The 13939-nt window shown below is 43.9% G+C and carries 15 protein-coding genes; 7 read left to right on the forward strand and 8 right to left on the reverse strand.

Annotated elements, in window-relative coordinates:
• Positions 1-16: 16 nt before the first annotated feature.
• Positions 17-466, forward strand: coding sequence for a hypothetical protein (locus tag COPRO5265_RS06000; RefSeq protein ID WP_234397915.1), 450 nt, complete (start codon positions 17-19; stop codon positions 464-466).
• Here COPRO5265_RS06000 and COPRO5265_RS06005 read toward each other — a convergent pair.
• From COPRO5265_RS06005 to COPRO5265_RS06020, 4 genes are read right to left on the reverse strand one after another with little or no spacing between them, the layout of a single operon-like run.
• Entirely contained in the window at positions 426-1730 is a 1305-nt protein-coding gene (locus COPRO5265_RS06005; RefSeq protein ID WP_012543883.1) for a hemolysin family protein, read from the reverse strand. The genes COPRO5265_RS06000 and COPRO5265_RS06005 overlap by 41 nt on opposite strands.
• Before the next feature lie 22 nt (positions 1731-1752).
• On the reverse strand, positions 1753-2670 hold the full coding sequence (locus COPRO5265_RS06010; protein ID WP_012543813.1) for a hypothetical protein: 918 nt from the start codon (positions 2668-2670) through the stop codon (positions 1753-1755).
• Position 2671: 1 nt separating this feature from the next.
• On the reverse strand, positions 2672-3793 hold the full coding sequence (locus tag COPRO5265_RS06015; RefSeq protein ID WP_234397914.1) for a hypothetical protein: 1122 nt from the start codon (positions 3791-3793) through the stop codon (positions 2672-2674).
• A gap of 33 nt (positions 3794-3826) precedes the next feature.
• Complete coding sequence (locus tag COPRO5265_RS06020) at positions 3827-4078, reverse strand: metal-sensitive transcriptional regulator (RefSeq protein ID WP_012543607.1); 252 nt, start codon at positions 4076-4078, stop codon at positions 3827-3829.
• Between the two features lie 123 nt (positions 4079-4201).
• Here COPRO5265_RS06020 and COPRO5265_RS06025 point away from each other — a divergent pair, with 123 nt between their 5' ends.
• Positions 4202-4363, forward strand: a complete 162-nt coding sequence (locus tag COPRO5265_RS06025) for a XapX domain-containing protein (protein ID WP_012544442.1) — start codon at positions 4202-4204, stop codon at positions 4361-4363.
• Between the two features lie 154 nt (positions 4364-4517).
• Positions 4518-4937: a 23S rRNA (pseudouridine(1915)-N(3))-methyltransferase RlmH gene (locus COPRO5265_RS06030; RefSeq protein WP_012543729.1), complete on the forward strand. Its 420-nt coding sequence runs from the start codon at positions 4518-4520 to the stop codon at positions 4935-4937.
• A gap of 14 nt (positions 4938-4951) precedes the next feature.
• Here COPRO5265_RS06030 and COPRO5265_RS06035 read toward each other — a convergent pair whose 3' ends face one another.
• The gene (locus COPRO5265_RS06035; protein WP_041735789.1) at positions 4952-5302 is read right to left on the reverse strand and encodes a metal-sulfur cluster assembly factor; all 351 of its coding nucleotides are present in this window, start codon (positions 5300-5302) and stop codon (positions 4952-4954) included.
• Positions 5303-5360: 58 nt separating this feature from the next.
• On the opposite strand from COPRO5265_RS06035, the gene mnmA reads away from it, so the two are divergent.
• The gene (gene mnmA / locus COPRO5265_RS06040; protein WP_012544385.1) at positions 5361-6404 is read left to right on the forward strand and encodes a tRNA 2-thiouridine(34) synthase MnmA; all 1044 of its coding nucleotides are present in this window, start codon (positions 5361-5363) and stop codon (positions 6402-6404) included.
• A 24-nt stretch (positions 6405-6428) separates the two neighbouring features.
• Positions 6429-8273 (forward strand): tRNA uridine-5-carboxymethylaminomethyl(34) synthesis enzyme MnmG, encoded by a 1845-nt coding sequence (mnmG, locus tag COPRO5265_RS06045; protein ID WP_012543539.1) that lies wholly within the window; start codon positions 6429-6431, stop codon positions 8271-8273.
• Here mnmG and COPRO5265_RS06050 read toward each other — a convergent pair.
• Positions 8263-9564: a TldD/PmbA family protein gene (locus COPRO5265_RS06050; protein WP_012544102.1), complete on the reverse strand. Its 1302-nt coding sequence runs from the start codon at positions 9562-9564 to the stop codon at positions 8263-8265. The genes mnmG and COPRO5265_RS06050 overlap by 11 nt on opposite strands.
• The gene (locus COPRO5265_RS06055) at positions 9557-10942 is read right to left on the reverse strand and encodes a TldD/PmbA family protein (RefSeq protein ID WP_012543494.1); all 1386 of its coding nucleotides are present in this window, start codon (positions 10940-10942) and stop codon (positions 9557-9559) included. Before COPRO5265_RS06055 ends, COPRO5265_RS06050 begins: the two co-directional genes overlap by 8 nt.
• An 83-nt stretch (positions 10943-11025) precedes the next feature.
• Here COPRO5265_RS06055 and COPRO5265_RS06060 point away from each other — a divergent pair, with 83 nt between their 5' ends.
• A complete protein-coding gene (locus tag COPRO5265_RS06060; protein WP_041735792.1) occupies positions 11026-11775 on the forward strand; it encodes a G5 and 3D domain-containing protein in 750 nt (249 codons plus the stop codon).
• Positions 11721-12569: a 16S rRNA (adenine(1518)-N(6)/adenine(1519)-N(6))-dimethyltransferase RsmA gene (gene rsmA, locus COPRO5265_RS06065; protein ID WP_407636602.1), complete on the forward strand. Its 849-nt coding sequence runs from the start codon at positions 11721-11723 to the stop codon at positions 12567-12569. The genes COPRO5265_RS06060 and rsmA overlap by 55 nt, the downstream gene beginning before the upstream one ends.
• Here rsmA and glnA read toward each other — a convergent pair.
• Positions 12547-13917: a type I glutamate--ammonia ligase gene (glnA, locus tag COPRO5265_RS06070; protein ID WP_012544540.1), complete on the reverse strand. Its 1371-nt coding sequence runs from the start codon at positions 13915-13917 to the stop codon at positions 12547-12549. The genes rsmA and glnA overlap by 23 nt on opposite strands.
• Positions 13918-13939: the final 22 nt, after the last annotated feature.

Genomic DNA, 13939 nt, shown 5'->3' on the forward strand with positions numbered 1-13939 from the left:
TACAATGAACTTCGTTATGTGGCTTGCATTTTTGTTTTTTGTTGCTGCCTTTAACAGCTTTCACAGGCAGAAATTTGTTACCTGCGTTGCTCTCGCTTTAATAATATTAGGTTATCTATACCCTGGTGTGTACTTCCAGTTTGTGGATTTGGGATTATTGGTTTTGCTGTGGATTCAGAGACCTACGCGCATGCTCATAGGCGCTATTATTTCACTTGTGGTAACGCTTTTTACTTTTACCTTAATGCCTTACAGCACAATGCCTGCCTATCTTTCATACCCCCATTATTTTTTGTCCTTGACCCTAGCCCTTTCTTTCTCTGAAGACTCTCTAGTTGGCATAGCAGTGTTGATTTCTGTCTTTAACAATCAAATTGCTGTTGCTGTTACCTTACTATATGTTTTGATAACGGGTTTTCAAGCCCTTAAGAAGGCTGATCTTCTTCCGAAATTTCCCGTTCGATAAGCACTTTGTCAATGCGCTTGTTAGTAACGGAAAGCACTGTAAACTTTGTCCCGTCTAGCCGAAACTTTTCTCCAACCTCAGGGAAATGCTGAAGTTGAAGTAGAACAAATCCAGCGATAGTGTCTACCTCTTCTGCTTCAAGATCAAGGTCCAACACATCATTTACATCTCCCAATGAAACATGACCGAGCACTATGGCTTTCACGTAGTTTTCAGACTTTTCCACAATGCGGATGGGTTCTTCTTCTTGATCATACTCATCGCGTATTTCACCCACGAGCTCTTCCAAGATATCTTCCAAGCTCACAACACCGGCAACTGCACCATATTCATCTACTACCACGGCTAAATGGTTGCGTAAACGCCTCATTTGGAAGAAAACCTCGTTGATCATCTCTGTCTCAGGAACAAAAAGAACATCTCTCTTTATGCTTTCCAAGCTTCCTTCACTATCACCTTGAACATGTAGTTTCATTAAGTCTTTAATATGAATGACTCCAAGAACGTTATCCAAAGAACCATCACATAGCAGTGCCCTTGAGTAGCCAGAGTCCAACATTAGTTGAAGTGCTTCGTTAACACCCACATTCTTGTCCAGCCAGAAAACAGCGAGTCGAGGAGTCATGATTTCTCGCACAGTAGTATCGCTGAACTCCAGTACCGACTTAATCATTTCCTCCTCTTCTTGAAGAAACTGCCCTTCAGACCTACCTCTTTCAACTATTCTTAGCAATTCTTCATCAGTAACGACCTTGGTGTATTCTAAACTTCCCACACCAACCATATTCAAGACGGCTTTTTGTATGACAGATAAGAACCATACAAAAGGATAGAGAATATAAAGTGTTCTTGCCAAGTTAACTAATGCCCATGGGGCAAAGTAGTCTCTGTACCTAACCGCAAGCGATTTTGGTATGAGTTCACCGAATATGATAGATATAAAAGAAACAAAGGCCGTGATAAGTACTGCTGCCAATGTGGAACTATTGGGAATACCTAGTCTGCTTAAGGCTTCACTAAATGGGCCAACCCAGTCCAAAGCAGAGAAGGACGACATAAGGAATCCAGCTAACGTTACACCAATCTGTACAGAGGAGAAAAAGAACGTAGGATCGTCCAACAACTTCTTAACAAGACCACTTTCAGCTCTAGGCCCTAATGCCTCTTCAATGTCATCTTTATCAGTGGAAACAACGGAGATCTCAGTGGCAGCGAAATAGGCATTTATTAGGACTAAAAAGAGTAACACCACAACCACATTCATGTGAAGCTATCCCCCTCCATTACTACCCGCGGAAGAAAACTGTGCGCCAATCTGCTCCAACAGGCCTCTCTTCCACTTCTGTGTCCATGATCATGCCTTCAATGTAAGTTGTATGAAGCAAAACAGCAGATGAATCAATGATCATAACGTCAGGCACTGTGACGCTGTAGTTTTCAGCAGACCCCTGTCTCTGAGGAACGAATGCTTCACTGAACACCTTTGCATTTACATCATTGAACAACTTTTCCAGCGCAGCATCAAAAGTCTGAACATCAAATCCGAAGGAAGCAGCGACACCAGGACCCCAAGGCAAACTCGCCCTGGAGTAATCTTCCTGAATTGACTGCCTAACTGCTCTAAGAGCGTCTTTGTGCTTCGGTGACATCCTTTCTAAGGCTTCTAAAGCACCAACAGTTCTTTTAAAAGAGTTATAGGCAGCACTTACTGCTAAAGGGCTAACGTCGCGGGTTATGGGTTCCACCGACTGAGGATGCCTTTCAAGCAGTTCAAGATAACCTAAGAGTACATCAACATCCAGAGGTAAGTAGCGATGACTTTCATCCACGGGATTCCAAGGTGTGTTAATTGAACCCCACCAAAGGCCCATTTCACCGGTCTGTGTAAAACACAAAGTCTCAGCCCCACAGGCTACTAGGTTAGTTCCACCGAAACACGGACCGTTTACCACGAACTTAAATCCGCGCTTTAATCTGTATAAATGATCAACGACTCGTAAACCCAGTTCGGGACGAAAAGAAGTGGCAGAAAGGGAAAGAGTTAAAGGACTCGCACCTCTTTGTACAGCTCCTAACAAGTACCCAAGTATGTCATCCCCCACCTCAGTTTGCGGGCGGACAAAAACCACCACGGGCCAACCGCCCATGGTTTCACCAATTGCTTTTACTATGTCCGATAATAAATGATAACTTTCACTATCCATTTTATTTTCTTAAAATTATTATATCATGGTTGCTACTCACAAAGGAAATCCACTTCTCATTCCAAGAGAAATCCAACACTTCCACACCGGAGAACCAGTTGCCATCTGAAGAGTAGAGATACTTTTCACCCTTTACATAAGGTATGTAATCAGGCACTTCAAATCTTGGATTGGACGTTTCCTCGCCTTTGGCGTAGTCCCAGAATACCACTCCATCATCGGTCAGAAACACTAGGTTGTCCCCATTAACATCTACAAGTTTGCCAGGAGGCTGATGCACCCATAGCCATGCTCCGTTATCTTTGTAAGCCCAAATCTTTTCCCCAGCGAAAACAAAACCAGAGTCACTTTTGTACCACGTACCTACAGGTTCAGGAGCTTTTAAGGTCCATATGCGCCAACCAAACGCAACGTTATATTGGCTCACCGAGGTGGGTGTAAAAGCTAGCATGACTTCATCGTTGGCTATTTTCACGTCTGTGAAATCACCCGGAGCTGTTCTCAAAACTGTTCCCGTGGTAAACGCATTGCTCAATACCACCACATTACCATCCAAAGAATACTGTAAGTCCGCGCTTAAGGAACTTGTAGTCACCGAGGGTAAGATGATGCTGCCCGTTACGGTGGAAACTGTTGACCACATGGGTACAGAAAGGTAATAGCTCCCCTCTAAAGTGACTACGGTTCCTTCTTCGTAGGCCAATGTAACAAACGCATGTTCGCCTACGTAAAGAGGCAATAAATCCCCGTTAATCATCACTATGGCTTTCCCAGCGAACGATGGCAGCCATAGGTATTCACCTTTTGCGTTATATGTGCCTTCCGCTGTCTTCACAGCAAAATAGGAGTTGGGTGGACCATAAAGCAAAAGACCTTCCGCTGAAAAGTTTACGCGTGTATTCTCCTCCGGTTTTACATAGACATCCTGTTTCATTAGTACTAGATTACGATACTTGGCTTCTACCACATGCCTCCCTGCAGCCACAGTACCTGATTCGAAAGGTTTCCCATCCACAAAAACGCTAAAGTTTGAAGGAGCAGAAACAGTCAACTTTCCGTACGGAGCAGGCACAACGAGAGAAAAAATCAACCAAACACCTGCAATAATCCCAAGTATGCTCAAGACAAGGAAAAACCTCCACTTCATAAGATCACCCTAAGACAAAGATGCAATGATTTTGATAATCTTTTCAATTTCTTGCTCCATGTCTTCGCCTTCAGAAGTCCGTTGGCAGATGTGTTGCTTAGCTATTTCCACTCCCACCCTTTTCAAAGCTTCGCGGGCAGCGACAATTTGATACAAGATTTCGCTACAGCTTCTTCCTTCACTAATCATCGATTCGATACCCCGTATTTGTCCATCTATACGTCTCAGATTTTTGAGCACGCGATCTTTTGTACTGTCCAAAGAGTTTTCACCTCACTGCTATTATATAGCCTGGAAAAACCCCATAAGGCTTGTGTAAAATATCTAAGCTAGAAGTTTATCAATGTTCTACATAATGAGTAGTAGGTTAGGAGTGATGATAAGTTGGTTGAGACTCTATTGGCTACCATTGTCGGGTTCTCGGTAGGGTTCTTGTTTGCATTTCTGAAATTGCCGGTTCCTGCCCCGGCTACCCTGTCTGGCGTAATGGGTATTGTGGGTATTTTTTTGGGATTTGTAGCAGCAAAAGCCTTACTTGGACGTTAGAGAAATGAAGAGCGGGCTTCTCCAAGCCAGCTCTTCATTCTACTAAAACCCAAACTGACGCAAAATTTTTTTGATTCAGCCATGCTACTTTAGGAGATTTCTTTCTTCTGCTAAAGTGACACATTTTCGCGGCGCCTTCTCGTAGAATGAAAGCATGAAAGTTCACATTGTAGCAGTAGGAAAGCTGAAAAACGGGTATGTAGCCGAAGGTGTAAAAGACTACTACGAGCGCATTAAACACTACATACCAATAACTATGGTAGAAACAAAACAAGAAAACCCGTTCAACATGACTACTAAAGAGGGGTTTCATATAGTATTAGACGCCCAAGGTAAGTTAATGACATCGGAAGAGTTTGCTTCTTTCATTGAAGATCTGCTCACCACTCAATCAAATGATGTCTATTTCTATATCGGTGGCCCAGAAGGTTTTTCTGAAGCGTTCAAGAATAATGCACAAATGCGAATTTCGCTGTCTCTTATGACCTTTCCACACGAACTGGCAAGGTTGTTTTTTCTTGAACAGTTATACCGCGCACTAACGATTATCAAAGGAGAGAAATATCATAAATAAATGAAAAGAGGCTGCTATTTAGCAGCCTCTGGATTCATAATAGCTGGATTAATGAATTCTGGTGTCCATGCAGGTTCAAAAACCAAATCCACATTAACCTCAGGCCTTATAGCTAAAGACTTTAGTACTTCTCTAACCTGCGAAACCATGTAATCCATTAAGGGGCATCCTGCAAAAGTCATAGTCATTTTCACATTGACACTTTGGTCGGTTACTTCCAAGCCATAGATCAGGCCAAGATTAACCACATCAAAGCCAATTTCAGGATCTATGACTCCTTCTAGTGCCTCAAGAACCTTCTTTTCTTCTTCACTTTTAGCATCCTGTTTATATAATGGTTTAAACTCCACTACGTACACCTCCATGGTTATAATATACCCCCTCATAGGGGGTCCAGTACAACATAGTATAATATGTTTTACCATGAAAATTGCAGTAGGACTATCAGGTGGCATCGATTCCACCGTAAGCTTACTACGCCTCAAGGAAGAAGGCCACCATGTGACAGCTGTTTTCTTAAATATGTTACCAGAGGGAGAATACCAGGAAAAAACCTGCTGCTCTGTGGACAGCCAGTTACTAGCCAAACGTGTCGCTATGAACCAAGGCGTTCCTTTTGAGGTCTGGGATCTAACGGAAACCTTCCAGAAACACGTAATTAACATATTTAAAGCCATGGTGAAAAAAGGTCTTACCCCAAACCCCTGTGTGTTCTGCAATCGCTGTGTAAAAATCGGTGCTTTTGTAGAACTAGCCATGCAAAAAGGCTTTGATGCTGTAGCGACTGGTCATTATGCTCGTCAAAGAGAGGGAAACCTTTACAAGGCAATAGACTCGTGGAAAGATCAATCCTATATGCTTGCACTTGTAGAAAAGCAGGTTTTGGCAAAGGTCTTGTTCCCATTAGGCGAACTGACGCGCGAAGAAGTGATAAGCTACGCTCACTCACATGGGATAAAGCACGTCCCAAGAAGCAGCCAAGACATATGCTTCATGCCTCACGGAGGCATGGAACAATTCATAACGCAGAATATCAGTGAAGTAACAAAGCCGGGACCCATAATCTTTCGTGGTCACATCATAGGAGAACACAGGGGTTACCCTTATTACACTGTGGGGCAACGACGTGGCTTAGGCGTTGCTCACAGAGAGCCACTCTATGTTAAAAAGATAGATCCTATCAGTAACACCGTTCACGTAGGAACGTCCGAAGAGCTTTTCTCCGAACATATGACCGTGGTAATGATGAATCAATTCTCTGCACTTACCCGGCAAGTTGAAATAAAAATCCGATACAGAGCACATTCTGTACCAGCTTTCGTAGAGCAGAGTAATGAACCCATCCTAAGCGTAAGATTCAGTCAACCAGTAAGGGCTATAACCCCTGGCCAGATTGCTGTGGCTTACGAGGGTGATAAAGTCCAATGGGCAGGTATCATATTGAATGCACGCACTACTAAAGAGTGAAAGTCGGAGGGAGTAAAGAGTACGATGTCTTATGACGTGATTGTAGTGGGAGCAGGCCATGCAGGCTGTGAAGCTGCTCACATAGCTGCAAAACTAGGCGCAAAAACTCTCTTAATAACGAGTTTCATTGATACAGTGGCACTTTTACCCTGCAACCCAGCTATTGGAGGTCCAGGTAAATCTCAGCTGGTCAGAGAAATAGACGCCTTAGGCGGGCTCATGGGTAGAGTAACAAACCGTTCTTACATTCAAGCGCGTGTACTAAACAAGAGCAAAGGACCCGCTGTTTGGGCTAACAGAGCACAAGTGGACAAATATCTTTACCCCAGTGAAATGCTCAATAGATTGAGTCAAACAAAGAACTTGGAGCTCATGCAAGCCCATGTGAATGGCCTACTTTATGACCAGAATACTGTTTACGGTGTAAAAACGGAAGATGGACGCCACATAGAAGGAAAAACAGTTATTCTTACCACAGGAACCTTCTTAGAAGGCAGAATCTACATTTCAAGCTGGAGCAAACCAGCAGGTAGATGGGGAGAATTTCCTGCCACAGGCATTTCGGAGGATCTTAAAAAGCTTGGTTTCTCCATGGGCAGATTTAACACTGGAACCACTCCAAGAATTGATGAGAAAACCATAGATTACTCAAAAGCTACCATACAGGAGAACGATCCAGGTCTATCATTCTCATTCTGGGAAGAACCAAATCCCCCTGGTTACAAACCCGTGTACATGGTAAGAACTAACGCCAGAACCATGGCTTTAGTAAGAGAGAACATAAACCTTACAGCCTCTCGTGCTAGCACCATGGTGCGTGTGGGACCACGCTACTGTCCTTCCATAGAAGAAAAAGCTGTTTGGTTTCCCGAGAAAACAGAACATCTCATTTTCCTTGAACCTGTGGGTTTGGGTACATCAGAGATATACCCAAATGGCCTAGCTATTTCACTGCCTGTAGATATTCAGCAGAAAGTATTAAGGACAATTGAAGGTTTGGAAGAGGTAGAAATCATAAGACCAGGTTATACAGTTGATTATGACATGGTTTGGCCAATGCAACTAAACATCACGTTGGAGGCAAAACATGTGAAGAACTTATTCTTAGCTGGCCAGATAAATGGCACCACAGGTTACGAGGAAGCAGCTGCCCAAGGCATTATCGCTGGTATAAATGCTGCATTGAAGGCCTTAGGAGAGCCACCATTCACCATACTGCGTCATGAAGGTTTTATTGGCACCCTTATTGATGAACTCACCACCAAAGAACTAGCTGAGCCGTATCGGATGCTAACAAGCAGATCAGAATTTCGTATGATTCACAGGCAAGATAACGCCATATGGCGCCTGGCAGAAAAGGCTCATTCTAGAGGCATTCTCACTCAAGCCGAATACTCAAAGGTCCAAGAACGAAAGACAAAAATGGATGAAGTATTCAACAAACTGAAAGAAACTAGCGTCTCACCTACATATTTCCCATTTTTAAAACAACCTGTGAAAGCCGAAACCGTACTTAGAAGACCTGAGGTTCATTTAGGTGATATGGAGCAGTTTATACCGGAAATTGCTGTATTGAGCGATGAAGAAAAACTCACCGTGGAAATAGAAGTCAAATACGAGGGGTATTTGCAAAAAGAGATGAGCTTACTAAACTCTATCAAGAAGCTCGAAAACCTGAACATACCGCAAGATTTTCAATACGACGGTTTGCCTATTAGCCGAGAGGCTTTGGATGTCCTCAAAAAGACAAAGCCATCCACCTTGGGTCAGGCCTCCCGGCTAGCAGGCGTTCATATGAGTGATCTTGCAGTAATCCTATCTGCTCTCAGAAAAGGGTCAAGTGGCAAGGACCGATCTTCTAACCAGTAACTGTTATGCCATCCAGTGCTACCAATGGACTTACTAGCCACGTGCTAGAAGGTACCGCCTCTTCCTCGGGAGTAGCCGCTATGATATTGTTAAGGACATCCCAAATGTTGCCACTTAGAGTAATACCGCTCAAAGGAACACGTTCTGCTCCGCTTACCAAGGTGCCATCAGCTCCTATGGAAAAAGCACCACTTACAGCGTTTAATCCAGAATGTATGCCCTTCAAGGAAGTAACGAGCAAATACTTATCCAGTGAATCAAGAGATGGTAACCCCTGCACTTGCACGTGACAAATGAATGGAACGTCGTTTGGTTGTGTTCGGAAGGAAAATCGATGTCCAACACCCGTAGGCTCTTTGCCGAATTCAGCGGCGGCAGCTAGGCCGTAGTAAGGCTCAACAAATGTACCATCTTTGAGTAAGAAAGCAGGTTTTACGCTTACACCTTCATGGTCGAAGAAATACTTACCAAGCACCTTTGGATGACTGTTTTCCAGCTTCAGGCTGAGATGCTCCGATAGGACTCGTTGCCCCACCTTTCCAGAAAAGCAACTCTTCTGCCTCTCCACGTTCTTGCCACCGAAGGAATCCAACAAAAATCCTAACAGCTCAGCCCACTCCAAGGAGTCAAAAACTACTGGTAAGCCCTTGAAACTCATACTTTTCCCATCCAGAGAACTGTAAGCGCGGTTCAACGAACGCAGAACTATTTCATTCAAGTCAAGGGTCTGGGGATCATTTGTTACAGAAAACCAATAGTTGGCGTTTTCACCTTCACCTGACACCACCGGCATGACCACAACCGAATAACCACTCTCACTAGAGGTCACATCTGTCCCCGCAGTGTTAACCAATTGCCAAAAAGAAGTTTCTATTCCAGCAGTGGCCTCGAATTTCTTAACGCCTTTAGAAAGAAAGATTTCGCTAATCGTTTCCAAGATTTCATTGAGATCCCTTTCCGACTTCGCAGATTCCTCTTGTTTCCCTTCGTTACGGGGTAATTCCACAGCTAAAGGCTCCCCAAGTTGTGAAGCTTGTTCAGCATAGTCAATAGTTTGCAGAACGCTCTCTTCATCGGTCTTGTTACCAAAGCTGAAACCTGTTCGCCCCTCTTTAAAAATTCTCACGCCGTATCCTGAAGTTTCCTTTGACGAAACCTCCTCCAAAAACACTTTTCCATCTAAGCAACCCATTCTTATAGTTTTGCTTGTGGAATGCGTGTAAAAGATGTCACCATCACCTTTGTCTTTTGCTATGTAATCAATGTACTTTTTTAGCTCCAAACTACTCACCTCCTATGAGAATGCGAGAAACCATAACGTAGGGTTCTCCAATTCCAGCCGGAACCGATTGCCCTTCCTTGCCGCACATGCCTGGCATGAAATCCATGTCTTCCTCACCGCTCACTGCCTCAATGTTTTCCAATATGGTTAAACCGTTGCCAACCATGCTCACATCCTTGATAGGTGATGTAACCTTGCCATCTTCAATAAGATAACCTTCAGTAACACCGAAGATGAAGTTACCAGTAACTGGGTCCACTTGACCTCCACCAAATTTCAAGGCGAGCAAGCCCTTCTTAATAGAAGTAAGCATGTCTTCGAATGTGTCTTTTCCAGGTTTTATGAAAGTGTTCCTCATGCGTGGGTAAGGAATGTATTCATAACTTTCACGACGACCGTTAGCGGTATGGGGAAAACCGGTAAGCAAGTGCTCCAAGTAGTCACTCATGTAGGAGACTAAAATGCCATCTTTTATTAAGACAGTTTCCTGATTGGGAAATCCCTCATCGTCGAAGGCATTGGAACCCCATTCGTCAGGTACTATACCTGAATCAATCAGTGTTACTTTAGGACTTGCCAAGCGTTCACCTAGTTTTCCTCGCATGACTGAAACTTGTTTTCTTATACCGTCAGCTTCTAGACTGTGTCCAATAGCCTCGTGGAATATGACACCACCGAATCCGGGGCCCAATATGACAGGAAACTCCCCACTGGGAGCAGTAACAGCGCTTAGTTTAGACACAGCTACCTTAGCAGCATTTGCCGCTAAGGACTCAGGAGGATAATGGGCGAGTAGCTCTAACCCCCCTATTTTGCCTTGATTGTCAGAGCCAACTTCCACAGCAGTTCCATCACTGGCGTACACAAGGCAAAAAGCCCTAGTACGACTACGCTCTTCCTCAGCAAAGTTACCCAAACTGTTTAGTATTTGCACACGGGAAACTTCTTGATTAATGTAAGAAGTAACTTGAACTACCTTTGGATCGTAGCTTCTTGCACATTCGTCAGTGGCTTTCAAATAATCGGCAACTTCACCAAGTTCTTGCCATGGTGTCCACGGATTTTTCTTTAACGGTGGCTCAACAGTCTTTATGGTAAATACTTTACCCGGTTCTGCAACTGTATGCTTCACGCTACTTTTAAGTTCTCTCGCTGCATTAAACATGCCCTCCAACGTCGGATTATCTACCACGGAGAAATAAGTCGCCCCGTTGACAATAACCCTTAAACTGGCACCGAATACAGTGCCCGCAGATGGCCTTTCCAACTTCTGGCTTTCTAGAACCAAAGACTTGTTACTTCTTTCCTCTATAAAAATGTCAAAAAAATCAGGGGTTATATCTGATAACTCCTGGGCTACCTTTTGCAAGTCATCCTTAGCAAACAAGGTACCACCTCCCTATATGCTATAATGTAGCATAACATTTTCTTAGACAAGTTAAATCCTGCAAATTGTGAGGTGGATCGGTTATGAAGATTATTGCTTGCGTCCTGCTACTGTTTTCTTTAACCTTGGTGCCTGCCAAGGGCTTTACTACGCTACCTATGCCCACCCAAACGGTAAAAATGCAAGGCAAGACCTTAAAGCTTACCACTCCTTATTCGGACAAAAATATTCTTAAAGTCATAAGTGCCACAGGCAGTAATTTTGAAGTTAAGAAGCAAGGCAATGTACTGCTAGTGCAAAGCGTTGAGGTTACTACAAATGTGAACTACGTTTACATTCCCCCAAAAGTCATAGTACAGCCATCCAACACGGTAGCTCGCGGTAGAAGTGCTGTTCTAAGCTCTGGCGCTCCCACAATAAAACAACAAACTTGGCAGATTAAAAAAGTAGATGGCAAAGTTGTGGAACGCAAACTGATTAAAGAGCAGATCGTGCAGCAAGGAAGAGATAAGGTGGTAGCACTGGGACAAGGAACTTACAGAGGTGAAGCGCAAGAAATACTCATGGTAGCTACCGCGTACAGCGCTGAAGAACCAGGCATTGGCACCCGTACCGCCATGGGAACCCGTGTGCGCTACGGAGTAGTTGCCGTAGATCCAAAGGTAATCCCTTTAGGTACAAAACTTTACATTGAAGGCTACGGTTATGCTGTGGCAGAAGATGTAGGTGGCAAGATAAAGGGAAACAGAATAGATGTGTACTTTAACACTGTGAAGGAATGCTACCAGTGGGGCCGCAGAGTGGTAAAAGTTTACGTCCTTGGCAAGGATTAGACATTCCTCAACTTCTTAAACAGTTTTCCATTAGCCCTAAGAAAACATTGGGTCAGTCTTTCTTGATCTGCGATCACGTAGCAGACAAGATCGTTGCTGCAGCTGGACATGACGATGTGGCTGTGGAAATAGGCGCAGGCACTGGCATGCTCACAGTAAGACTTGCTTCACACTACAAGAACGTCATAGCTATTGAGATTGATCAGCGTCTGAAAGCACTGCACAACATGATCACAGCTGATTTTCCAAATGTGGTTTTTGTTTATGAAGACTTCTTAAAGTGGATACCTCGGCCGACAGAGATTCCCACAGTAGTTGGTAATCTACCTTACTACATAACAACACCCATATTGGAGAAAGTATTCTTTCAAATGAAGCCCAAAACCATGGTATTCATGGTTCAGAAAGAACTGGGCGCACGCATGGTAGCAAATCCTGGATCAAAAACCTATGGAGCCTTAAGTGTGTTTGTACAGAGTTTTACCAAGCCTGAAATGTTGTTCCATGTCACTAAAAATTGTTTTTATCCAGCACCTGAAGTTGACTCAGTGGTAGTCAAACTAGAAGGAATCTACGGATATGAGGAAGTCGTTGATCCTGAAGTGTTGGAACACGTAGTAAAGAGAGCATTCCAGCAGCGCAGGAAAATGTTAAGAAGCGGATTAAAGAAAGAACCTTTATTACTAAAAAAAGCAGAAGAGGCTGGTATTGATACCAGCCTCCGGCCAGAACAAATTACAGTAGAACAATATGTTAGATGGGCTACTTTGGTCAAACGTCAAAATACAGCTTGAATTCCAAGGCATTTGGGACACGATTTACTTCTCGCTCTTCCTGAAGCTTCTTCTGGGTCCACCTTTCAATGAGTGCTTCAGGGAATACACCACTTAGGTAACCGTTATCTTTAAGCAATGCATCACATGCCTCACTTAAAGACGTAGCTAGCTGTTCTCCCCTACCTTCTGCAGAGTCCTCAACTGGGCCATAACCCAAAGATACGGGATCAAGCCCACGACGTATTCCGTCCACACCAGCCAAAACCATGGCAGCAAATCCCAGATACGGATTTGTAGTCGCATCGATGGTTCTAAACTCGATTCTTACCTTTGAAGGATCTTTCACATAAGCTGGAATCCTCACAGCCGCAGTTCGGTTACCCAACCCAAAGACAGCTGTAGTGGGTGCCTCAAAACCTGGAGTAAGTCTTCGATATGAGTTTGTAGTAGGGTTTGTAAAAGCCATTAAAGACTTGCCATGAGTGAGGACACCAGCAATGTACGAAAGTGCCGTGCTGGACAATCCAAATAGCTCCTGACCACTAAAAATGTTCACACTATTTTTGACAAGGTACTGGTGCACGTGCATACCATTTCCAGCTTCGTCGTACAGTGGTTTTGGCATAAAACTGACCACGTAACCCATCCTTTTTGCCACGTTTCTTGCCACATACTTGATAAGCATGGTATAGTCAGCAGCTTTCAAAGCATCGCAAAAATCCAGTTCTATTTCCACCTGACACGTGCCCACCTCATGATGGTGATATTTCACTGGTACTCCTAAGCTCATTAACCTCTCCACAATGGCTCCCCGCAGGGTAGCCAAAGTGTCAAATGGTGTAACTTGGTGATAGCCACCTTTCTTACCAATAATGTATTCTCCAGTTACACCTTCGTTCCAGAAACCCTCTTCACCGTCTACACCATAGAACACTTCGTTAGGTGCCAAGTTAAAAGCCACGCTGTTGAATACATGGAACTCATACTCGGGTGCCAACATGACGTTTTCAGCAACGTCTGAAATAGAACTAACCGCTTTACGCAAGATCCCTCTGGGATCCAGCGGGCTGGGTTTTCCATTATCAACGCTGTAAACATCACATATCATGGAGATAAGTCTTTGCCCTTCTCGTTCCTCAATAAAGGCCGTACTGGGGTCTGGAATCATGAGCAAGTCACTTTGGACCACATTTCCATACCCCAGGTTCGAGGCATCAAACCCCACACCCTCGGTAAACGTTTTTTCACTAAAATACGTACTGGCCAAAGTCACATGCCGCCATCTTCCCCAAATGTCAGTAGTCTTCAGATCAACCTGAGAAATTCCCTCATCCTTGATGCATTTCATTACCTCGTCGATAGTCAAGGTTTGCACCTCCCATGTATGT

The sequence above is a fragment of the Coprothermobacter proteolyticus DSM 5265 genome (genome assembly GCF_000020945.1).
Taxonomy (GTDB): Bacteria; Coprothermobacterota; Coprothermobacteria; order Coprothermobacterales; family Coprothermobacteraceae; genus Coprothermobacter; species Coprothermobacter proteolyticus.

Excerpts from the sequence above, each read along its gene's own strand:
- COPRO5265_RS06000 (WP_234397915.1), top strand. The coding sequence starts at position 17 with ATGTGGCTTGCATTTTTGTTTTTTGTTGCTGCCTTTAACAGCTTTCAC.
- COPRO5265_RS06005 (WP_012543883.1), bottom strand. The coding sequence starts at position 1,730 with ATGAATGTGGTTGTGGTGTTACTCTTTTTAGTCCTAATAAATGCCTAT.
- mnmA (WP_012544385.1), top strand. The coding sequence starts at position 5,361 with ATGAAAATTGCAGTAGGACTATCAGGTGGCATCGATTCCACCGTAAGC.
- mnmG (WP_012543539.1), top strand. The coding sequence starts at position 6,429 with ATGTCTTATGACGTGATTGTAGTGGGAGCAGGCCATGCAGGCTGTGAA.
- COPRO5265_RS06010 (WP_012543813.1), bottom strand. The coding sequence starts at position 2,670 with ATGGATAGTGAAAGTTATCATTTATTATCGGACATAGTAAAAGCAATT.
- rsmA (WP_407636602.1), top strand. The coding sequence starts at position 11,721 with ATGCTACCAGTGGGGCCGCAGAGTGGTAAAAGTTTACGTCCTTGGCAA.
- COPRO5265_RS06035 (WP_041735789.1), bottom strand. The coding sequence starts at position 5,302 with ATGGAGGTGTACGTAGTGGAGTTTAAACCATTATATAAACAGGATGCT.
- COPRO5265_RS06060 (WP_041735792.1), top strand. The coding sequence starts at position 11,026 with ATGAAGATTATTGCTTGCGTCCTGCTACTGTTTTCTTTAACCTTGGTG.
- COPRO5265_RS06030 (WP_012543729.1), top strand. The coding sequence starts at position 4,518 with ATGAAAGTTCACATTGTAGCAGTAGGAAAGCTGAAAAACGGGTATGTA.